Annotated in this window: 21 protein-coding genes; all 21 read right to left on the bottom strand. The window is 41.1% G+C overall.

All coding sequences use genetic code 11. The features are described from left to right. Nucleotides 1-3 precede the first annotated feature (3 nt). Entirely contained in the window at nt 4-423 is a 420-nt protein-coding gene (locus CWM22_00470) for a Holliday junction resolvase RuvX (protein ID AUC90521.1), read from the bottom strand. Further along, the gene (locus CWM22_00465) at nt 423-689 is read right to left on the bottom strand and encodes an IreB family regulatory phosphoprotein (protein AUC90520.1); all 267 of its coding nucleotides are present in this window, start codon (nt 687-689) and stop codon (nt 423-425) included. Before CWM22_00465 ends, CWM22_00470 begins: the two co-directional genes overlap by 1 nt. A 106-nt stretch (nt 690-795) precedes the next feature. After that, nucleotides 796-1,194: a transcriptional regulator Spx gene (locus CWM22_00460; GenBank protein AUC90519.1), complete on the bottom strand. Its 399-nt coding sequence runs from the start codon at nt 1,192-1,194 to the stop codon at nt 796-798. Nucleotides 1,195-1,352: 158 nt separating this feature from the next. Then, nucleotides 1,353-2,504: a recombinase RecA gene (gene recA / locus CWM22_00455; GenBank protein ID AUC90518.1), complete on the bottom strand. Its 1,152-nt coding sequence runs from the start codon at nt 2,502-2,504 to the stop codon at nt 1,353-1,355. Between the two features lie 51 nt (nt 2,505-2,555). Beyond that, complete coding sequence (locus CWM22_00450) at nt 2,556-3,737, bottom strand: competence/damage-inducible protein A (GenBank protein AUC90517.1); 1,182 nt, start codon at nt 3,735-3,737, stop codon at nt 2,556-2,558. 36 nt (nt 3,738-3,773) lie between these two features. Then, on the bottom strand, nt 3,774-4,343 hold the full coding sequence (locus tag CWM22_00445; GenBank protein AUC90516.1) for a DNA-3-methyladenine glycosylase I: 570 nt from the start codon (nt 4,341-4,343) through the stop codon (nt 3,774-3,776). A 252-nt stretch (nt 4,344-4,595) separates the two neighbouring features. After that, nucleotides 4,596-5,186: a Holliday junction branch migration protein RuvA gene (locus CWM22_00440; protein ID AUC90515.1), complete on the bottom strand. Its 591-nt coding sequence runs from the start codon at nt 5,184-5,186 to the stop codon at nt 4,596-4,598. A 77-nt stretch (nt 5,187-5,263) separates the two neighbouring features. Next, nucleotides 5,264-5,911, bottom strand: a complete 648-nt coding sequence (locus tag CWM22_00435; GenBank protein AUC90514.1) for a CPBP family intramembrane metalloprotease — start codon at nt 5,909-5,911, stop codon at nt 5,264-5,266. A 14-nt stretch (nt 5,912-5,925) separates the two neighbouring features. Continuing rightward, nucleotides 5,926-6,291: an XRE family transcriptional regulator gene (locus tag CWM22_00430; protein ID AUC90513.1), complete on the bottom strand. Its 366-nt coding sequence runs from the start codon at nt 6,289-6,291 to the stop codon at nt 5,926-5,928. Between the two features lie 73 nt (nt 6,292-6,364). Beyond that, entirely contained in the window at nt 6,365-8,302 is a 1,938-nt protein-coding gene (locus tag CWM22_00425; protein AUC90512.1) for a DNA mismatch repair endonuclease MutL, read from the bottom strand. Nucleotides 8,303-8,419: 117 nt separating this feature from the next. Then, nucleotides 8,420-9,943: a quinol oxidase gene (locus tag CWM22_00420; GenBank protein AUC90511.1), complete on the bottom strand. Its 1,524-nt coding sequence runs from the start codon at nt 9,941-9,943 to the stop codon at nt 8,420-8,422. Between the two features lie 52 nt (nt 9,944-9,995). After that, a complete protein-coding gene (locus CWM22_00415; GenBank protein ID AUC90510.1) occupies nt 9,996-10,109 on the bottom strand; it encodes a hypothetical protein in 114 nt (37 codons plus the stop codon). A 24-nt stretch (nt 10,110-10,133) separates the two neighbouring features. Beyond that, the gene (locus CWM22_00410; protein ID AUC90509.1) at nt 10,134-11,354 is read right to left on the bottom strand and encodes a bifunctional folylpolyglutamate synthase/dihydrofolate synthase; all 1,221 of its coding nucleotides are present in this window, start codon (nt 11,352-11,354) and stop codon (nt 10,134-10,136) included. 207 nt (nt 11,355-11,561) lie between these two features. Further along, entirely contained in the window at nt 11,562-12,461 is a 900-nt protein-coding gene (locus CWM22_00405; protein ID AUC90508.1) for a transcriptional regulator, read from the bottom strand. Between the two features lie 83 nt (nt 12,462-12,544). Then, nucleotides 12,545-13,468 (bottom strand): XRE family transcriptional regulator, encoded by a 924-nt coding sequence (locus CWM22_00400; protein AUC90507.1) that lies wholly within the window; start codon nt 13,466-13,468, stop codon nt 12,545-12,547. 82 nt (nt 13,469-13,550) lie between these two features. Continuing rightward, nucleotides 13,551-14,474 (bottom strand): XRE family transcriptional regulator, encoded by a 924-nt coding sequence (locus tag CWM22_00395; protein AUC90506.1) that lies wholly within the window; start codon nt 14,472-14,474, stop codon nt 13,551-13,553. A gap of 102 nt (nt 14,475-14,576) precedes the next feature. Continuing rightward, the gene (locus CWM22_00390) at nt 14,577-15,488 is read right to left on the bottom strand and encodes a transcriptional regulator (protein AUC90505.1); all 912 of its coding nucleotides are present in this window, start codon (nt 15,486-15,488) and stop codon (nt 14,577-14,579) included. Nucleotides 15,489-15,735: 247 nt separating this feature from the next. Beyond that, complete coding sequence (locus CWM22_00385) at nt 15,736-16,350, bottom strand: HAD family hydrolase (GenBank protein AUC90504.1); 615 nt, start codon at nt 16,348-16,350, stop codon at nt 15,736-15,738. A 67-nt stretch (nt 16,351-16,417) separates the two neighbouring features. Further along, entirely contained in the window at nt 16,418-17,419 is a 1,002-nt protein-coding gene (locus CWM22_00380) for a Holliday junction branch migration DNA helicase RuvB (GenBank protein AUC90503.1), read from the bottom strand. Between the two features lie 193 nt (nt 17,420-17,612). After that, entirely contained in the window at nt 17,613-18,881 is a 1,269-nt protein-coding gene (locus CWM22_00375) for a hypothetical protein (GenBank protein ID AUC90502.1), read from the bottom strand. A 326-nt stretch (nt 18,882-19,207) separates the two neighbouring features. Then, a complete protein-coding gene (locus CWM22_00370) occupies nt 19,208-20,920 on the bottom strand; it encodes an ABC transporter ATP-binding protein (protein AUC90501.1) in 1,713 nt (570 codons plus the stop codon).

Genomic DNA, 20,920 nt, shown 5'->3' with positions numbered 1-20,920 from the left:
CCTTTAAAATGTTCTATCTAAATAATTTTGTAAAATCAGCTGGGCTGCCAATTTGTCAATAACTTTTTTACGTTTTCCGCGACTAATATCCGCCTGCTCAATCAGCATGCGCTCTGCCGCTACGGTTGTTAACCGTTCGTCCTGGTAATCAACTGGTAGTTTGTATTGTTCAATCAATAAATTTCCATAAGCTTGACTAGCTTCGACACGAGGTCCGCTAGTATTATTCATATTCTTAGGTAGGCCTACAACAAACTTATCAACCTTATACTGCTCTACTAACTCAGTTAAGCGCTCTAAACCAAATTCACCCTTTACTTCGTCAATTGGGATGATTTCCAAACCTTGAGCTGTAAATCCCAAGGGGTCTGAAATAGCTACACCAACCGTCTTAGAACCAACATCTAATCCCATTATTCTCATTAGAGGTCAATCCCATTCCCTTTCAGGTAGTAACGTACCAATTCTTCTATGATTTCATCGCGTTCATACTTGCGAATTTGGTTACGAGCATCATTGTAGCGAGGAATATAAGCAGGGTCCCCACTTAATACATAACCAATGATTTGGTTGATTGGATTATAGCCTTTTTCTTCCAGTGAACGATAAACACCAGTCAGCGTTTGACTAATTTCTTGCTTATCTGTGTCATCCAGACGAAAACGAACTGTTTCTTCTGTGAATCCCATACTTACACCTTCTTTCAATTTTTATTCATTTTCATTATATCATATTTCTAGAACAAGCACAAAGAAAGTGCAAAAAGAACTCCATAAATAGAGTTCTTCCTACTCTTTATAGGGCTGCTCGCATACGAGCTTGTGCATTTTCAACATTTCGAACTGCTCGTGGTAAGAAGGCACGAATGTCATCTTCTTTATATCCAACCTGCAATCGTTTCTCGTCAATCAGAATTGGACTTTTTAAGATGCGTGGATTAGAAGTAATCAAGTCAATCACTTCATTGACACTCAAATCTTCAATATCAAAATCCAAACTCTTAGCATAGCGATTTTTTGACGATACAATACTTGCAATGCCGTTTTCCGTCTTGGTCAAGATATTTAAAATTTCTTCCTTGGTGATTGCCTCTTTAGCTAGGTTATGTTCGTTATAGGACAATTGATGGGCATTCAACCAGTTCTTTGCTTTCTTACAAGAAGTACAACTAGATACTGTATAAATTTTAATCATGTAGTCACTCCTTTGCTACATCTTAGTAAGCACATTATAGACTATTATACCACATATTCCATCCGTCTGTAGACCTATTTTTAAAAAACTTTAAATTTTTGGGGGAAAATTCGGGTTTTGGTAAGAAAAAAGTTTGGTCTCCCCAAACTTTTTCGCTTTTATTCTTCTAATTCAATGCCGCCATCCAAGTCTAAAATAACATCTTGGACTTCTTCAGTTGCAACAGGGGTTTCCTCTGTCACGACTTCTGGTGCTTCCTCACCTTCAATCAAGCCATAATGAACACGTATCTTGCGGTCAATTTCATCAAAGATTGCTGGATTATCTGCTAAGAATTTCTTAGCATTTTCAGAACCTTGGCCAATTTTTTCTCCATTATATGAATACCAAGCACCTGCTTTTTGGATGATGCCGAGGTTGCTACCAATCTCAATCAATTCACCTGTGCGAGAAATTCCTTCACCGTACATGATTTCAACAACAACCTCTTTAAACGGTGGAGCCACCTTGTTCTTCACGATCTTCACCTTGGTTTCCTTACCAACATTTTGGTCTTTCTTGTCGCCTGTTCCTTTGATTTGTGTGTTTCCACGAACATCCATACGGACAGATGCATAGAATTTAAGCGCACGACCGCCAGGTGTTGTTTCGGGGTTACCAAACATGACACCGACTTTTTCACGTAATTGGTTGATGAAAATAGCTACTGTCTTAGTTTTGTTGATGGATGCTCCGAGTTTGCGCATGGCCTGACTCATCATACGAGCCTGCAAACCAACATGACTATCACCAATATCACCGTCGATTTCTGCACGAGGTACAAGGGCTGCAACCGAGTCAACAACAACCAAGTCAACCGCACCAGAGTCGATCAGCTTGCCTGCAATTTCAAGACCTTGTTCCCCTGAGTCTGGCTGTGACAAGAGCAACTCATCAATATTGACACCAAGAGCTGCTGCATAGGCTGGATCCAAGGCGTGTTCCGCATCGATAAAGGCAGCAATACCACCATCTTTCTGGGCTTGAGCTACTGCGTGTAGAGCAACAGTTGTCTTACCTGAGCTCTCTGGACCATAAATCTCAATGATACGACCTTTCGGATAGCCACCCGCCCCAAGCGCAATGTCGATGGACAAACTACCTGAACTCATGACTTGAACTTTTTGCTCAGCACGCTCACCAAGACGCATGACAGCGCCCTTACCAAAATCTTTTTCAATTGATTTTAGGGCATCATCCAACGCTTTTTTACGCTCATCGCCAAATTTCTTTGTAATATCTTCTAATTTTTTTCCTGGTTTCTTAGCCAATGATTTTCTCCTCTTTTCTTAGTCAAACTATTATAGCAAATATCTGCTATTTCACAAAGTGTTTCGTACAAAATCCCAGGCCTGCAGACAAGCAAGCTGGCGAAGGTATTGCCACGAATAACCACCTAAATCTATCTCTTTTTGGGAAATACCCGAGGTCGTAGCCAAAGTGAGGTATACTTTTGCAAGTACGTTATCCTCTGTTGATTCCGGTTTGATAAGCACAGACACAGCCAAACCCAAATCAGCTTGCAGCTCCTGCCGAATGCAGTCAGCTTCCTCTGATAACCTACCCGATTCTGTTCCTAGCTGACCGATGACTTTTCCTCCGCTAAAATACGGCTGATCAGCCAAAGCCAGGCTCAATTCAGCTTGCAAGAGACCACCTGTCCCCTGTTCGACGATAGCGATGGTTTGTCTTTTCTCCGCCAAACGAGTCGCTACCGTTTTGACCAAACTATTGTCCTCACCGTAAGCATAGAAATATTCTCTCAGTTTATCACGTTGTAAGATGTCTTCTTCCAACTGATTTAAACGTAGATTTGCTTCTTCTTGGCTGGTCGCTTTGGTGGACAAGCGTAAAGTCACCTCTCCAACTTTTGCATAAGGAGCAAGAGTTGGGTCTGTCTGCTTGTCAATCAAGTCCGCCAAAACAGTCACTAACTGGCTTTCACCAATGCCAAAAAAGCGTAGGACACGCGAATAAAGTTGCTGCTGAGATTGGGACAGTAAAGGTAAGAGACTCTCAGAAAACATGGCCTTGAGCTCACTTGGTGGGCCAGGCAAAACAATATAGGTTACACCATCTTGCTCAATCATACCACCAACAGCTAAACCAGCTGGATTCTGAAGCGCCTGACTTCCCTCCACAATCTGTGCCTGACGTTCATTATTTAGTGTACGGACACGACCTGGGCGACTGGCAAAGAAACGGTCTAATTTTGCCATAGCCAACTCATCAAACACAAGATTTCTACCTAAGAAGGTCGCCAGGGTCTGCTTGGTCAAGTCATCTTCTGTTGGACCAAGTCCTCCACAGAGAATGACTAGCTCACTACGCTTGCTGGCTATCTCCAGTACAGACAAAAGCCTCTGTTCATTATCTCCAACAGCTGTGTGGAAATAAACATCAATTCCCAGCTCTGCACATTTCTCCGAAAGGAACTGAGCATTGGTATTAATGATTTGACCTGTCAAAATCTCCGTCCCAACGGCGATTAGTTCTGCTTTCATATTCCTCCTCTGTCTAGGGTGCGATTGCTCGCTCATCTAATTAGTTCGCAATTTCTTTCCAATCTCGCAAGTTTCTTCATGTTCATTCAACAGACCTGCTGCCTGCAAATAGGAGTAAATACAGACAGGCCCTACAAACTTGAAACCTCGTTTCTTCAAATCTTTTGAAATTCGCTCAGACAAGTCGTTCTTGGTCGGCAATTCTCGGAAGGACTTGACAGGGTTGTCGATAGATGTAAAGTTAACCCATTCCCAAAGATACGTATCAAACGTACCGAATTCCTCCTGTACTCGAAGAAAGGCCTGAGCATTGGCGCGGGTAGCGTACAGCTTTGCCTTATGACGAATGATGTCTGGATTGGTCAGAAGGCTATCTAACTCGCTATCTGTCATAGCCGCAACCTTTTGAATATCATAGTTGAAAAAAGCAGAGCGAAAAGCCTGACGTTTATTGAGAACAATTTCCCAGGAAAGTCCTGCTTGGTAGGATTCCAAGCAAAGCAACTCAAACAAAGACTGCTCATCGTGAAGTGGCTTGCCCCATTCTTCATCATGGTAAGCAATATAGAGTGGATTGTTGGGATTGACCCAAGCACAACGGGACATAGAAACTCCTTTTCGTGAATAACTAAAGTGCGAATCAGAATAAACTGACTGAAACACGGCTACGATACTTTGTAAAATTGTCAAACTGAATCCTAAATATCACTGAATAACGCAGTTGACATCTGGCAAAAGGCTTCGTCAAAACTCGCCTTTTACCTAGTTGTCATTGCGGAGGTCTCACAACGAAATTTCTAGCAAAATTTCTGTTCGGCCGTCTATTTTCTCTTTATCCTTTACGTCCTTTGTATCTTATTACTTCATCAGCATTTTAAGGGCTGATTTGATGTAGTTTTCTGCGGTGTCGTTGGTGCCGTCGAAGAATTTCTTGATTTTCTTGAGTTCGGCTGGACGGTAACCAAGGGCTTCCATGGCTTCCATGGCTTCTTCGAGGGCGATATTTTCACTGGATGGTGCTACTTGTTGGACAGGGCCTGCTTCTTCACTCATGACAAACTTGCCTTCTAGGTCCAAAATCATCTGCTGGGCTGTTTTCTTGCCAATCTTCGGAAACTTGGTCAGGTAGGTAATGTTTTTCTGCTCGATAGCATGAACAAGGCCATCATTATCATCAACAGCAATAATAGCCAGAGCTGTTGTTGGACCAATACCTGATACTGAAATCAGACTCAGAAAGACGGATTTTTCATTTTCTGTAGCAAATCCGTAGAGCAAATGAGCATCTTCACGAATCACCTGATGAGTATAGACCGTCACTTCTTGCTGAACTTGTCCTGAATAGGCGTAGGGATTAGCAACCTGCAAGATATAGCCTACTCCACACGTTTCTACCACAATATATTTTGCGGTTATTTTCGTTAAAATTCCTTTGATATAGTCGTACATATTTTTCCCTTATCGATGATAATTTTATTCTTAATATTGTATCATAAAAGCCTCGCTATTGATAGCGAAGCCGTATTTCAGTATCCGACGGAGAGATTTCCTGCACAATGAACGAGCATTGGATAACAAAGATTCCCTGTTCTGTGGTAGAGATAACCCAAGTAAATACCCGTACAAATCTGGGGAATCGTGTTGATAATTTCTGAACTATCCAGAGATTTAGCATGCCCTAAGCCAAAAATGAGACCTTGCAAGACAATAGCAAACCATGGATTTAAAACATTTTTCAGACTATCCTGTAAAAATTTTCGATAAAAAAGTTCTTCAACAATTGGACCGATGATTCCCACTATCAGCAAAAAGATTGGAAGTGGGACGATTTGGTTTATCTTATTAACTGCTGTGACATTGCCTATACCTTCTGAGATATGGAATGATTTCATTAGCAAATATTGGAGAAAACTTCCTCCATACATGACCAAAAAGTCTGCAAGATAAAACAAAGGGAATTGATAAAGCAGTTTCCAGCTCCACATTTTTCCAAAATCAGTCCAAAGCAACTCTCTATAGTGGTACATACCAAGTGCAAATAGCAAGATAAAACTAGTAAGCTGGTAGTAAAGACTATGAGTCGAACTAAATCCTAAATAGCGGTGAAGCTTGACCAGCAGACTGAGCACACCAAGAACAATAAATGCAATAAATAGTCTATCCTTTCGGACCATACGATGACCTCGCTTTATAAAGATTTGGTCAACATGAATTCTTGGATAAGGAAGCCGATGAGGAAAAAAACGATAAGGAAAGGAAGCAAGAGAGTGGCGTTACCACCAACAAAGATACCCAGACTGAATAGGATTAAGAGAAAGAGGTAGTTTATCCAAACTCGTCTTTTCTTCTCCTTAACTTGTAGGCCGATTAGCTGGTCAAAAGACAGGTGATAACGGCGGGCAATGTTGACTAAACTGGCACTATCTGGTAGAGTGCGACCTTTTTCCCAGTTCAAGACTGTTTGCCGTGACACTCCGATTGCTTTTGCCAAGGTTTCTTGCGATTCCTGTCGTTTTGTTCGCTCCATGTGAATGAGCTGTCCAAGATTGGTCATGTTTCCTCCTTTACTTTACAAGCTGGCAGTAAAAATAGCTAGTCCAAATGCTTTTACAGGGGTGTTAAAATCCTTAATACTTGCCCAACTCTCGCAAACTCGTGTGATTTTCTTGAATGCGACGGAACATTTTTTCCATATCTGACTTGCTAAAATGCACTAAGACTGGGCGGCCGTGCGGGCAGTTATAGGGATTTTGGCAGTAAGACAATTGTCTCAATAAATCACGCGCCGAATAATCATCCAAAGCATGATTGGCCTTGATTGACCGTTTACAAGACATCATGATAGCCAGTTCTGCCCGATACTGCTTGATTGACACCTGATCCGTCAAGAGCAACATGTCGCACATCTCATAAATGCCAGACTCAATCTCTTCTTCCTTCATCCAAATAGGATGTTCACGCAGAATAAATTGATTAGCTCCATATTCTTCCAAGTTGACACCAACTTGACGAAGGGCATCCATTTTGTGGACAAGGTCAAGGGCATCATTCTGCGGAAATTCAAAAATATAGGGCACCAATAACTGTTGAGCTGAATTGTCAACCTGACCAATTTTCTCACGGTAGTATTCGTATTTGACCCTCTCTTGCGCGGCATGCTGGTCAATGATATAAAGTCCTGTCTTGCCTTGTGCAAATAAATACGTCCCGTGCATCTGACCAAAATATTCTAACTCTGGAAATGTCGATGTTTCCTCCCGGTCTAATTTATCTGCCAGTTTTGCCAATTCTTTTGCGCTTAGATTAGGATGCTCCTGATCTTCTGATTCCACCGATTGACGTTCTGCAAATTGAACAGATGTAGGTTTATTTTCGACAGGCGACTCAACAATCTCTTGCCTATCCTCTTCGAGAGGTTTGACATCCTCAGCGACAACATCTGGTTTTAAGAAGAAGTCTTGCCTAATCGTATCATAATAGATTTTTGGCTCTCTGAGTGGTAAGGTACCTTGCTCTGCTTTTACTTTTGGTCGAGTACTTGACTGAGCTAAATTCTCAAGAGCATCTGGTATCAAGTCCTGCTCTTTAAGCGCTTGACTAATCGCCTCTCGAATCAAGGTCATGAGTTCTTTTTCCTTGGAGATGCGAACTTCCTGCTTGGTCGGATGCACATTGACATCAGCAAGATAGGGGTCAATTTCTATAGAAATCACTGCCAATGGAAAACGTCCTACCATCAACTTACTGCCATAACCTTCCAAAATCGCTCGATTCAGCAAAAAATTCTTGATATAGCGACCGTTGATGAAAATGGAAATGTAGTTGCGGTTGGCACGAGTCAACTCTGGCAAGGAAACGTAACCTGAAATCTGAAAATCCAGATCTTCTGCCTCAATTTCAACCATTTTTTTGGCAGAAGCAATCCCATAAATCCCTGAAATTGCCTGACGAAGTTTCCCTGTCCCTGCAGTTCTAATTAATTCTCGTCCTTCGTTTACTAAGGCAAAAGCTATTTCCGGATGAGCTAGACTCAATCGATTTACAACATCAACAATATGTGATAATTCAGCCTGTTGACTGCGAACGTATTTGAGACGAGCAGGGGTATTGTAAAATAAATCCGAAACAGTAATCTGCGTACCAACTGGACGACTAACTGGCTCCTCTTTCTCGATGACACCACCTTTGGCCTCCAAATGAAGTCCGTGTGCAGAGTCTGCCGTAGCTGTCTCAATGATCATATGACTGACAGAAGCAATGGAGGGCAGAGCTTCTCCACGAAAACCGAGGGTGCGAATACGAAACAAATCCGATTGATTTTTTATCTTACTGGTGGCGTGACGGCGGAGGGCAAGCGCTACTTCATCAGGGGCAATCCCCTCACCGTTATCCGTAATTTGAATCATTTTGAGGCCAGCCTCTTCAACACTAATTTCAATCTGACTAGCCCCTGCGTCAATGGAATTTTCCACCAACTCCTTAACCACACTGGCTGGTCGCTCAATGACCTCACCAGCCGCAATCTGGTTGGCTAGTATTTCTGGTAGTTCAATAATATGTGACATCATTTCTCCTACATTTCTTTAATAATTTTTCCCGAATGCTTATTTTTCCATTATACCACATATCCACTTTCCCTCCTTTTCCCAGATAGGCTAAAGAAAAAATGACTGCCTGAGCAATCATTCATTCTTTTGATAAATCGTAAAGTAATCCGTTGTCTGAACAGACTGGTATTGTGATTCTAAATTTGTCTTGATTTCATCTAGAATTGGTAAAGTCTTATTGACGACTACAAATTTTGCCTCATTTTTATTGATGTCATACATCAAGCTATTTTTATTGTCGTCAGTATTCAGATAGGGTTCTGCTGTAGTAATCGTTGCGGCAGATAAACGTTGACTTGAAAGATATATACTTGCGCTATTATCCCAAACATAAATCTTATCCGAATCTTTTGTTTGTTTACCAATGTAATTGGCAACTTGTTCACGGTCAGTTCTCAAATCTCCTTGTACCAAATAAAGATAAGCAGGTTGAGCGATAATACCCAAGCAAATAGCTAACGGAAGGAAGAATTGACGACGCAAATACCCACGATAATCTTCTACATCCTCGTCACGCAGGTAAACGACTGACATCGCAAAACCATACGGTAAAAGAAGAATGAGTTGGCTCCATTGAAAATTAGCATTCCCAATAATAAAGACACATTGAACTAAGAAAGTCAATAACAGGAGAACTTTGATATAGGTATGTCTTCCTTGTTTGAAAGAAAACAGCATTTGGATGAAACTTTTAAAGAATCCAGATAAGAGTAAAAATACAGACACAATCGCCAAGTCTAAATATAGATAGGAATGGTGAAAGTCTAACTGTAAGTTATAAAGGAAAGTTTGTTGAATAGCTGTCCCCAGAATCTGCGCCTCAAAAGCATAATAACCTACCGCATATAGAATCAGAAGAAAACCAAAAATAGTCGCTAATAATTGATAGATTCCTCGAGTAACTTGGCGGTGTTGGATATTAAAAATAAATAAAACTAGACCCGCAACTAACCAAAGAATCAGACTTTTTGGGTAAATTAAAAATACCAATGCCGCATCGATTCCGTAGAGGATAAACGCCTCATCACGCACTGCATTTTCAAAATAGCGGACCAGAAACCACACACTAGTCAAAAGAAATGGAAGAGCAAACATTTCTGCATACATCCCTCCAAAACCAAGTGTAAAAATAAATACATAGAACCAATGACTAGAACTTGTCGCTAGGTGTTCTGACTGACTAAAATAAGCTACAATCTTATAGAAATAGATTCCCGCTATCAGTAATGCTATAAACTGGAGGATTCCAAAGATAATGAAATTCCCTCCCAGATGACCTAAGAAAGCAAGTAAGTAGAATAATAACCCGCTTGTACCAAAGAAATCACCATAAGGGATTTGTCCATTTGCCATTGCCATCCCTGCATATAAATTTTGAGTTTGTATATTGGTTGCAAATGGCATTAGCAGTGGATTGGCTACACTAAAAACACTTAAAACTAAGCTCCAAACAAGAGCTGGCCAATACTTTGTCTTTAATACTCTTTCATGAAATTCACCATTCAGTTGCACTTGCTGTCTGCGTGATGCTCTACGACTACGCCGATAAGTTTCCTCAGGATGAGTAACTACGTCCGAAACTACATCTAATTCTGTCATTTTCTTCTCCTTAGATTTGCTTTCCTTATTATATCAAAAAGCACTCCCGATGTCATTTCCTATCGGGAGTTCTGGAAATTTTTGCAAACTGCTCTAATTGACGGAAGGTATGGCGTTTGGTTTTTTCAAATTCCTTTAAAAAGGCTTGTTTTTCTACATGTGTCATACCTATTTATTCGCAAAAAGATATTCATTTTTTAAAAATCCGACGAACTTCTGAGATAAAGTAGAGAGAGCCTGTGACAATCAAAATACCTTGCTCGCTAGATTGCCAGTCTTCTATAAATTGCTGGTAGTCTTCAACATAATCTCGTCCTTGTCGGTTTTTCTCAGACAAGGCACCATCATAAGCAAAGCTGGTTAATACAAGAGGAGTATGTGGTAACTTTTCTTCCAATAATTCCAGCGTTTCTTGAAAGTCCTTGCGCCGAAGGGCTGAAAAGAGAATGGTGACAGGCTCTTCTTGAACCTGAATAAATTCAACCAAACGTTCGATAGCTGGGACATTGTGGGCTCCGTCCAAATAGATTTTTGGCTCTTGAGCAACCAATTCCAAACGACCAGGCCAGCTGGTTTGAGCAAGCGCTTGTTTAATCAGCTGAGGTTGAATGTCTTTTTGGATATTGGTCATATAGAGTAGAAAAGTTTGTAGAGCTACGGCCGCATTCTCTTCTTGATGATGGCCTGCCAGACTCAGAACTAATTCTGACAGTTCCAAGTCCGTATTGCTGAACTGTCCTGCTTTGTAGGTAAATTCCTGACCAAATTGATAGACAGAGGCTTGTTTGTCTTGGGCAATGTGGCGACAGATGGCTGTGGTTTCTGGACAAAGTGGTCCTAAGACGACAGGCACGTTTTCCTTGATAATCCCTGCTTTCTGCTCTGCTATTTCCCTTAAAGTCGATCCTAGTAAATCCTGATGGTCCATGCCGATGGAGGTGATGACGCTGAGAGCCGGTGCCGCGACGTTGGTCGTATCCAAAAGTCCTCCGATGCCCACCTCTACTAGTGCCACATCGGGTTGTTGAGCTTCGAAATAAAGGAACATAATGAGCACCATGACCTCAAAATAGCGAAAAGGCTCATAGCGTGTAGCGACTTCCTGCTCCAAGTCGTAGACTTTCTGTAAATAGCACTGAAAATCATGGTCTGAAATGGGCTGGCTGTCAATACAAATCCTGTCGTGCACGCTCACCATGTGGGGGGATACAAAACTACCGACACGCATACCATGTGCCTGAAATAGCTGGCGCAGAAAGGCAATGGTCGACCCCTTGCCGTTGGTTCCAGCCACATGAATGACCGGAACAGCAAACTGGGGATTCCCCAGCAGTTCCAGGGCATACTCAATCTTTTCCATCTTATAATGAAACACCTGACCTTGTTTGGTGTTTAACCAATTTTCTAACATAGCCACCTCCTATATATTGTCTAGTATAGCAAAAAAGCCTAACGGATGTTGGCTTTTTGATAATATTATTCTTCAACCCAAGTCCCCCAGTTACCACCAAGACGACCAAAAAATTTCAAAAAGTTAAACATATCACTAATCTCCTTTAATCTTTATGAGTTTAGTATAATAGTTTTTTCTGTCCTTCAACAGGACAAAAATGTCACTTTATTGATTGTCAACTTTCCAATCTTCTTCAATCTTCTGTTCTAACTCTCTATTTTCTATCAATTTTGCAAATAGCATCGCATCTAGGTAATGTTTTTCAGCCTCACCTCTATCCTTATTTACAAAAAGTGCGTACTTCCATTTCAACACACTGACAATTGGCTTTTTCTGAAAATCTTGCGTTGACTGTATAATTTTATCTACAGTTTCGAATATTTTTGGTATTGGTTCATAATACTTTTTGCCTCCCAAAATATTTACACAAGATAACAATGTGTCTCGTAAAACAAATAGATCACTCGAATTGATAATATCAATTTGTCCATGTAAATATTCTATAATTTTCAAAAACTGTTTAAATATTTCTGAGTCACTACTGGACAATCTAACGTATTCAAGCTGGAGCCTAATAATCAGTAAATCATTCACTTCGTACTTTTGTTTTCGAAAAATTTGTTCAAAGTAATCTTCCAGTATCTCTTTCCCGAAGCCCGCTGTCCCTGACTCTAAGGTGTCAATTCGGGATTGAATGGCATCAATCGCTATTTTCTCCTCCTCAGGCAAGTCATCATAATAGTCATCATAGATTTCCGTCATGATAGCATCACGTTTTTCAACTAATTCCTCGTTTCCATAAGTCGGTGTACGGAGGACATCAAATTTCAGCTTGGAGTATCTTTCTGGTAAGGATACATAATCAGGCATAAGCTCGTAGAGCCCCATGCCTAAGCGGGTTGCGATATATTGGATTTTTGAAAAAGTCGGCTTAGAAGTACCTGCTTCGATACGGGTTAGTTGGCGGACGGAGAGCTCAAGTTCGTCATCGCAAAACTGTTCACGTGTCAGATTAGCAGTTTCTCGCAGTTGACGCACACGCTGCCCAAATTCCTTATCGTTCATAAAATACCTCCGAATATACTTTTTTTTATATTATAAAAAACAAAGTTTATCAACGCTGTTAATCGTGGGTGAAGGCCTATACCTTACACACCACCTGAATATTCTGCTGTTTTCACATCTATTTGCCACTCTTCTTCTAATTTAGCCGTTAGGTGGGCATTACCAATTATTCTTGCAAAAAGAAGTGCTTCTTCAAATAAGGCAGTTGCTGCATCTTTATCTTTATTTATTAACAACTCATATTTCCACTTAAGCAGATTAAGAATAGGTTTCTTTTGAAAATCTTGGGTCTTCTGCATTATCTTATCAAGTGCTTCAAAGAGTGTAGGAATATAGCTAAATTCTTCCTTTTGTCCCAAAAGTCCAACAGAAGTTATCATCACATCCCTTAAAATAAACAAATCCCCAGATTCAACTAATTCTACTTGGCTTGGTAACTTTTCCACCAAGTCTAAAAAGTGCTGAAAATCACTGCTCTGTTTAACTTCCATTCTCAAATTGATTAAATAGAGCTGGATTATCAACAAATCATTGGATGAAAATTGTTTTTTTCTATGTATCTGTTCAAAATAGTCATCTAGAATATCTTGACCAAATTCTGCTGTCTTCGTTTCAAATACGTCAATGGTTGATTGAATAGCATCGATTGCTATTTTCTCATCCTCGGGCAAGTCATCATAATAGTCATCATAGATTTCTGTCATCATATCTGCCCGTTTTTCCATCAATTCCTCATTTTCATAAGTCGGTGTACGGAGGACATCAAACTTCAACTTGGAGTATCTTTCTGGCAAGGATACATAATCAGGCATAAGCTCGTAGAGCCCCATGCCTAAGCGGGTTGCGATATATTGGATTTTTGAAAAAGTTGGCTTAGAAGTACCTACCTCGATACGGGTTAATTGGCGTACGGAGAGCTCCAGTTCATCATCACAAAACTGTTCACGTGTCAGATTAGCAGTTTCTCGCAGTTGACGTACACGCTGTCCAAATTCCTTATCGTTCATAAAATACCTCCGAATATACTTTTTTTATATTATAAAAAACAAAGTTTATCAACGCTGTTAATCGTGGATGAAGGCCTATACCTTACACACCACCTGAATATTCTGCTGTTTTCACATCTATTTGCCAATCCTCTTCTAATTTAGCAATTAGGTGCGCATTGCCAATTAATTTTGCGAACATAACTGCTTCTTCATAAAACCGTCTAGCCTCCTCGCTATCATTGTTCACATATAACTCATATTTCCACTTAAGCAGATTGAGAATGGGTTTCTTTTGAAAATCTTGAGTTGAAACCATGATTCTATCTAGAGCATCAAAAAGTGGAGGTATCTTGCCATATTCTTCATGTTCGCCAAGAATCCCTATCGACGTCAGCATCACATCTCTTAAAATAAATAATTCTCCAGATTCAATCAATTCTACTTGGCTTGGTAACTTTTCCACCAACTCTAAAAAGTGCTGAAAATCACTGCTCTGTTTAATTTCCATTCTCAAATTGATTAAATAGAGTCGAATTATCAACAAATCGTTGGCTGAAAATTGGGGTTTTCTTTGGATTTGTTCAAAATAATCTTCTAGAATATCTTGACCAAATTCTGCTGTCTTCGTTTCAAATACATCAATAATAGATTGAATGGCATCAATCGCTATTTTCTCCTCCTCGGGCAAGTCATCATAATAGTCATCATAGATTTCTGTCATCATATCTGCCCGTTTTTCCATCAATTCCTCATTTTCATAAGTCGGTGTACGAAGTACATCAAACTTCAGTTTGGAATATCGTTCAGGTAGCGACACGTAATCTGGCATAAGCTCGTAGAGCCCCATGCCTAAGCGGGTTGCGATATATTGGATTTTTGAAAAAGTCGGCTTAGAAGTACCTGCTTCGATACGGGTTAATTGTCGAACGGAGAGCTCAAGTTCGTCATCGCAAAACTGTTCACGTGTCAGACTAACGGTTTCTCGAAGTTGACGTACACGCTGCCCAAATCCCTTATCGTTCATAAAATACCTCCGAATATACTTTTTTTATATTATAAAAAAACAAAGTTTATCAACGCTGTTAATCTATAGATGAATATCTAGATGCGATACACTACCTGAATATTATGTTATTTTCGTATCTTGTTCCCACTCCGTTTGAAGCTTTTCTTTTAAGTGTGTTTGATTAAGCAAGCTAGCCAACGTAATAGCTTCATTATAGTATCTTTCAGCACCTTCGCGATTCTGTTTCTCCTTTAATTCATATTTCCATTTCACCAGATTTAAAATTGGTTTTTTCTGAAAATCTTGCGATAATTCCATAATATTCTCAATTTTTTCTATATATACTGGAACATACCCATACAGCTCCTTCGAAAACAAAATACGAACAATAGCTAGCAATAAATCCCTAACAATAAATAAGGATTCCGAATGCACATCGTAGGTTGTTTGAGTCAATTTCTCTACTAAATCTATAAATAGTGTATAATTTGCGGTTCCAGAATCTAAAGTTTCTAACTCAAAGTGTTCGACAAATAACCGCAAAATCATTAAGTCATTTATAGATAGTTTGGAACGGTGGTAACTTTGATGTAAATAATCATCAAGAATTTCTTTGCCGTATTCCCGACTATCTGTATCCAATACATCAAATAGGGAGCATAGTGTATCTATAACGATTTTCTCCTCCTCAGGCAAGTCATCATAATAGTCATCATATATTTCCGTCATGATAGCATCACGTTTTTCAACTAATTCCTCGTTTCCATAAGTCGGTGTACGGAGGACATCAAATTTCAGCTTGGAGTATCTTTCGGGTAAGGATACATAATCTGGCATAAGCTCGTAGAGCCCCATGCCTAAGCGGGTTGCGATATATTGGATTTTTGAAAAAGTCGGCTTGGAAGTGCCTGCTTCGATACGGGTTAATTGGCGGACGGAGAGCTCAAGTTCGTCATCGCAAAACTGTTCACGTGTCAGATTAGCAGTTTCTCGCAGTTGACGCACACGCTGCCCAAATTCCTTATCGTTCATAAGATACCTCCGAATATACTTTTATTCATTATAACAAAAAACTTACGTTTTGTAAACGGTTTCATTTCGTTCTGAAAAAAATTGTATATTTACATACTGACTATTTCGTGCTGCCTTCCCCGATTATTCGAATTTCTTATCTTTCACCGATAACCTCAGTTTTTCGCTTTACCTATATAGTGTATCAAAACTTGCTATAGATGACTAATTGAATATTTTCATGACTTGCCATAGTTACTAGCTATATCTACACTTTAAACTTTTCCTTAATATCCACCAAATGTTCAATCTTCCAATTCTGCTCCACACCATCAATTTGCAGGTTGATGCTATGAATCCCCGCATTAACAGCAGTCTCTACATCGAGCAGACGGTCGCCGATATAGTAGGTATTTTCCCTATCCAGTCCGTATTTGTCTATGAGAAATAGCAGAGCTTCTGGACTTGGTTTGCGAGCAAAACCAGAATCGCTGGTCAAGATTTCTGTGAAATGGTGACGAACACCCAAATCCTCCAAAACCTGAAAAGCATTGTCACTCTTGTGTGTATAAACAAAATTTTGAATTCCTTTCTCTGCTGTCCAGTCCAGAATTTCACGCGCACCAGCCATCAAGGGAATTTGCGTATTTTTCTCCTTCAGGGAGGTTGCACGCACGCAATTGAGTTCATCGCTATCCAGACCGTATTTGTCTGCATCGCGCACCAGCAAGTCCTTGACAGAATAGCGCAGTATAAATTGTTTGACTTCCTCACGGTCATAAGGAAGTTTGTATTGTTCATAGGTTTCTTGGATTCCAGCCAATATCGCCTCATAAGAATCCAAGAGCGTTCCATCCAAATCCCAAATAAATGTCGGTGTCATCTTATCTCCATTCCTAAATTGATTTGTAATCGCAATAAGTTTGTTACTCATCTCATCTGCTCTGCCATTATTTTTCCGTATAGGGATAACCCAAGTGCTCGTAGGCCTTGGCTGTAGCAACCCGCCCCGTCCGTGTCCGCATGAGGAAGCCCTGCTGAATCAGGTAAGGCTCGTACATGTCCTCCACCGTCTCACGCTCCTCGGCGATATTAACCGACAGGGTGTTGAGACCGACAGGACCGCCACCGTACATCTCAATCATGGTACGGAGAATCTTCTGGTCCACATAGTCCAGCCCCTCGCGGTCCACATCCAACATAGTCAAGGCCTTATCCGTAATGGTGTCGTCAATCAGGCCGTCACCCATAATCTGTGCGAAATCCCGCACCCGCTTGAGCAGACGGTTGGCGATACGGGGAGTTCCACGAGACCGACGAGCCAGCTCGATAGCGGCTTCATGAGTAATCTCCATATCAAAGATATCCGCTGTCCGCTCGACAATCTCCGTCAAATCAGCCAGTTCATAGTATTCCATGTGACCGGTAATACCAAAACGGGCCCGCAGAGGATTGGACAGCATACCCGCACGAGTGGTCGCTCCAATCAGAGTAAAAGGTGGCAACTCCAAATGCACGGAGCGACTGGCCTCCCCTGCTCCAATCATAATGTCGATGTAGAAATCCTCCATAGCAGAGTAGAGAATTTCCTCGACCGCCATGGGCATACGGTGGATTTCATCGATAAAAAGGACGTCGCCAGGCTCCAAGTCGTTGAGAAGGGCCACCAAGTCACCTGCTTTTTCAATAACAGGACCACTGGTCTGCTTAATGTTGACCCCCAATTCGTTGGCAATAACAAAGGCCATGGTGGTCTTTCCCAAACCTGGAGGGCCAAAAAGAAGCGTATGATCCAAGGCTTCATCACGGAGCTTGGCTGCTTCGATAAAGATTTTCAGCTGGTCCTTAACCTTGTCCTGACCGATGTATTCATTTAATTTCTGTGGACGCAGGGTACGCTCAACATACTCCTCGTCCTGCATTTGTTCCATATCTAAAATTCGATTTGTCATGAAACCATTATAGCACAAAATGAAAATACCAGACTCAATGAGTCCAGTATTCTCAGGAGATTATATGATACCTAGCTCTTGTCGCTTGCGACTTAGAGCTAGGGACACCTTTAGGTGAAAAGTATTTCTGCTATTTCTAGCTTGGATATAGTATAACTCGCCAAGCTTAAGGGAAACTAAAACAGAATTCATTTTATTTATTTTCCACTATTCGCAAAAATCGCTCTAGGTAGTGCGAATCTAAATCGTTGTACTGACTGCCTTCTGTTGAACTTTCTTTGGGAATTTCCAGATTCATCAACTGCCAATCAAACTCCTCTAACTCGATATAGGTATCGTCAGGGATCAAGTTCTGATTAACAGCTGGTTGCATAAACACAATCTTTTTCCCATCCAGTTGAATTTGATAGCTAAATTCCCCTTGCCTTTCAGCCCTGTTCACTGTCACTAGCTTGTTCCCAAAGCCTGTCCAGACAGACTTGACATCGCTGTAAAGATATTCCTTGGACGGAGCCAGCAGATTGATGTCGATAATCTGATCTTTGGTCACCGCTGCTGTGGTAGAAATCAGCAGAGCGGTCAATAGGATACAACCGCCTGCCAGACCCAAGCCGTATTTCCAAGATAACTTCACCAGCCTCGCCAGTTTTCCCAAAAGAAAAATGAGAAAAGCCATGATAAAAAATATAGCAACCTCGCCCAGACCAGTCGAATACTCATAGAAGAGCCAATCGCTTGGTAGGAAAAATCTTTCGGTCAACCAGCCGACAAGGACAAAGTAGGCAATCCCACCTACGAGGGAGATAAGACCAATCGGAATCCACCAGGCCTGACTACGATTCTTCTGACGAACCTTGTCTCGATATTTCCACCAGGTTACGAGGTAGTCTCGCCAGATAAGCGTTATCCAAGCGGTTGCTAGCAGGGAAACCACTGCTAATAAGAAAAGGTTTTCCTGCCGACCTTGTTGGATGCGGGTAAATAGCCAGAGGATGGGACCTGATGCCATCAAGGTCTGTAAGAAAGTCATCCAAATACTTGGCAACAAGGCATCTTCTAAATCTTGTTTGAAGTCTTGAAATTCACCACTTTCCACAAAGGCAATGGAGTCCTGTGCTTCTTCCAACCAATCCTCTTTCTTGCCCATTTCCTTGACCACCTGGTCCAGCAAATCAACCTTGTCTGTCAACTCTTCTGCTTGCTGGTTGATTCCCCGCTTTTTCTCACGCAAGGCTGACTGCAAGTCCTCCTCTGGCAAGGCTAGGAGGGCCGTAATCTCTGCTAGAGAGCATTCAAAATAGCGGAGCAACTTAATCAAGCGGAGCTGCCGCACATTTTCCTCTGAATAATCACGGTAGTCGTTGAGTGGATTTCTCGCCACTTCAATCAAGCCCTTTTCTTCATATAGCCGAATCGCCTTGGTTGACAAGCCTGTCAACTTCTCCACATCTTTGACCTGCATAAGCAACCTCCATCTGTTTTGATAGTCCTAGCATACACTATCCCCCTAGGGATGAGTCAAGGATTTTTGAAAAATTAAATAATACTCAATGAAAATCAAAATCAGGCTAGCTCCAAAGGTTTGGGAAACCTTTGGAGGTTGGAGATAGAGCGAACGTAGTTCGTTTCTACTTATGCAGATAGAACTCTGTTCCTTTTATATTTCAAGGGAACAGGCTGAAAACCTCCTCAGGAGCTTTTCAGCCATCAAATCAAGTCAACAACGGCTGAGTTTGATTTTCGAAGAGTATAAAAAAATAAGAACAGGAGCTATCGACCCCTGCCTTACTAACTTGCATTTGGTAAGTTTTTTAGAAAATCATTATACAAATGACTTCGTATCACTAACTGCTGGTGATGACCGTAGTCAGCCACTTGTCCGTTTTTATCTAAGACCAGAATAGCATCTGCTTCACGCACCGTATGCAAACGGTGAGCAATGGTTAGCCTTGTTTTGCCAGCTGTTAACCGGTCAATCGCTTTACTAATGACACGTTCTGTGACAGTATCTAAACTTGCTGTCGCCTCATCTAACAAATAAATCGGATGTTCTAGCAGCAAGGCTCTCGCAATGCTAAACCGTTGTTTTTGGCCTTCCGACAAACCTGTCCCATTTTCTGAAATCCGAGTATCTAAACCATCTTCCAACTCAGCTACTAAAGGAGACAATCCCAACTCCTTGAGAATATAAGCAATACGCTCTTCTGACACAGACTCGTTCTTTCCATACAATAGATTTTCTCTAATCGTTCCATGGAAGAGCGTATTGTCTTGTGGTATAAAGGAAATCAACCTTCTCATCTCCTTGGTTGAAATATCACTTAAGCATTGTTGACCAATCCGAATCTCTCCTTGATAGTCTTGATAGTATTTCATCAGCAAAGAAAAAATCGTTGACTTTCCGGCTCCGCTTGGCCCAACAATCGCCACGTGAGCTCCTTCAGGAATTCTAACCGATACTCCATTCAAAACCGGATCTGTATGATAGGAGAACCGAACATTTTCCAATTGGATACTAGCAGCATCAACCAACTCTGTATCTTCCTGTTCTTCCTTATTCAGTTCCAGCAATTCTACCAAACGTTTAGACACTGCATGAAACTCCGTCAGTTCATTTAGGGAAGCAGCAATATCTGTTACTGGATCAATCAATTGCATCATGTACAATACAAAGGTGGTCAAGGTAGCCATGGTCATTACTCCCTTGGTTACTTCTATCCCCGCTATAAGTAACATCAGGATAATAAATCCTGTCATCAAGCTACTAACCAAGGCATGTTGGACCGCTGACAGTCTAATCATTTTCTCAAAGGTTTGTGACAGATACTGAAAAGACTTGCCCATCTCTCGCTGTTCATGCTTTTCTCCCTGAAATGCCTTCATCAAACGAATCGTTGTAAATTTATGACTAATTCTACTAGAAACCTGCCCTAATCCCTCTTGATAAGCAGAGTAGTAACCCTCCAACCGCTGATTCATTGGAATCATAACCATTGACAACATAGGAAGCAAGAAGAGACTAAGACCCGTGAGCCACGGACTGATGGTCCACAGAAAATAAATTGACCCCATAACCATCAAACCATTCATCAAGAAATTTGGAAGAATAACGGTGATGAAGTTCAGAACAACCGACATATCATTGGTCAAACGACTAGCAAGATCGCCTGATTGGTACTGATCCAAGTCCTTTACAGATGTAGTCAACAAGGATTCATAAATATATTGTTGCAACCGTTTGAGTGCATTACTACCACTACGCCCTATGAAATAATTAGATAGAGCCTGTACTGCATAGACCGATACAAAGAAAAGGATGAAACCTGCCAGCAATTCTGGCCGTGTTAATAGATTGCTCAAATAGGTTTGATCTAGCAACCTACCAATAAACTGGGGCAGGAACAAACCCATTCCAACCCCAAGTGCACTCAGAACTATCCCAAACAAGAACATCGTTTTATTGAGCGACTTCAACAACACTCCGACGAGTCTTTTATTCAT

The organism is Streptococcus suis (assembly GCA_002831545.1).
In the GTDB taxonomy this organism is placed as follows: domain Bacteria; phylum Bacillota; class Bacilli; order Lactobacillales; family Streptococcaceae; genus Streptococcus; species Streptococcus suis_P.
This window is presented reverse-complemented; position numbering and strand designations above follow the sequence as displayed.

Coding starts and splice junctions, on each gene's coding strand:
- CWM22_00470 (AUC90521.1), bottom strand. CDS start 423: ATGAGAATAATGGGATTAGATGTTGGTTCTAAGACGGTTGGTGTAGCT.
- CWM22_00465 (AUC90520.1), bottom strand. CDS start 689: ATGGGATTCACAGAAGAAACAGTTCGTTTTCGTCTGGATGACACAGAT.
- CWM22_00460 (AUC90519.1), bottom strand. CDS start 1,194: ATGATTAAAATTTATACAGTATCTAGTTGTACTTCTTGTAAGAAAGCA.
- CWM22_00450 (AUC90517.1), bottom strand. CDS start 3,737: ATGAAAGCAGAACTAATCGCCGTTGGGACGGAGATTTTGACAGGTCAA.
- CWM22_00445 (AUC90516.1), bottom strand. CDS start 4,343: ATGTCCCGTTGTGCTTGGGTCAATCCCAACAATCCACTCTATATTGCT.
- CWM22_00440 (AUC90515.1), bottom strand. CDS start 5,186: ATGTACGACTATATCAAAGGAATTTTAACGAAAATAACCGCAAAATAT.
- CWM22_00435 (AUC90514.1), bottom strand. CDS start 5,911: ATGGTCCGAAAGGATAGACTATTTATTGCATTTATTGTTCTTGGTGTG.
- CWM22_00430 (AUC90513.1), bottom strand. CDS start 6,291: ATGACCAATCTTGGACAGCTCATTCACATGGAGCGAACAAAACGACAG.
- CWM22_00425 (AUC90512.1), bottom strand. CDS start 8,302: ATGTCACATATTATTGAACTACCAGAAATACTAGCCAACCAGATTGCG.
- CWM22_00420 (AUC90511.1), bottom strand. CDS start 9,943: ATGACAGAATTAGATGTAGTTTCGGACGTAGTTACTCATCCTGAGGAA.
- CWM22_00415 (AUC90510.1), bottom strand. CDS start 10,109: ATGACACATGTAGAAAAACAAGCCTTTTTAAAGGAATTTGAAAAAACC.
- CWM22_00410 (AUC90509.1), bottom strand. CDS start 11,354: ATGTTAGAAAATTGGTTAAACACCAAACAAGGTCAGGTGTTTCATTAT.
- CWM22_00405 (AUC90508.1), bottom strand. CDS start 12,461: ATGAACGATAAGGAATTTGGGCAGCGTGTGCGTCAACTGCGAGAAACT.
- CWM22_00400 (AUC90507.1), bottom strand. CDS start 13,468: ATGAACGATAAGGAATTTGGACAGCGTGTACGTCAACTGCGAGAAACT.
- CWM22_00395 (AUC90506.1), bottom strand. CDS start 14,474: ATGAACGATAAGGGATTTGGGCAGCGTGTACGTCAACTTCGAGAAACC.
- CWM22_00390 (AUC90505.1), bottom strand. CDS start 15,488: ATGAACGATAAGGAATTTGGGCAGCGTGTGCGTCAACTGCGAGAAACT.
- CWM22_00385 (AUC90504.1), bottom strand. CDS start 16,350: ATGACACCGACATTTATTTGGGATTTGGATGGAACGCTCTTGGATTCT.
- CWM22_00380 (AUC90503.1), bottom strand. CDS start 17,419: ATGACAAATCGAATTTTAGATATGGAACAAATGCAGGACGAGGAGTAT.
- CWM22_00375 (AUC90502.1), bottom strand. CDS start 18,881: ATGCAGGTCAAAGATGTGGAGAAGTTGACAGGCTTGTCAACCAAGGCG.
- CWM22_00370 (AUC90501.1), bottom strand. CDS start 20,920: ATGAATAAAAGACTCGTCGGAGTGTTGTTGAAGTCGCTCAATAAAACG.